This window comes from Psychrobacter proteolyticus, assembly GCF_038155145.1.
In the GTDB taxonomy this organism is placed as follows: Bacteria; Pseudomonadota; Gammaproteobacteria; order Pseudomonadales; family Moraxellaceae; genus Psychrobacter; species Psychrobacter proteolyticus_B.
In genome coordinates this window covers 1-209 of record NZ_JBAKAY010000249.1, presented here as the reverse complement: position 1 = coordinate 209, position 209 = coordinate 1, and the positions used below count along the sequence as shown (strand labels likewise).

Annotated in this window: 2 pseudogenes; both read right to left on the bottom strand. The window is 40.7% G+C overall.

Annotated elements, in window-relative coordinates:
* Nucleotides 1-76 (bottom strand): annotated as a pseudogene (rplI, locus tag V6252_RS13715) (50S ribosomal protein L9); the annotation flags it as partial.
* Nucleotides 77-120: 44 nt separating this feature from the next.
* A pseudogene (gene rpsR / locus V6252_RS13710) lies at nucleotides 121-209 on the bottom strand (30S ribosomal protein S18); the annotation flags it as partial.

Here is a 209-nt window from a genome sequence, read left to right as displayed (position 1 = left end):
CGTGAGGGATAAGAAAGTTACGTCCGTTACCTGGTTTTACATCGACTGTTTCACCGAGTTTACCATGGTTGACGATACGCTGTTAGAAAATAATTTGCATGAGTAATTCCTAGTTAGCGGTTAACCTTGATGGTTATCAGTGTATGCTAGTAGCGATAAGTAACGAGCTTGCTTGATAGCAGTCGCTAATTGACGCTGATAATTAGTAG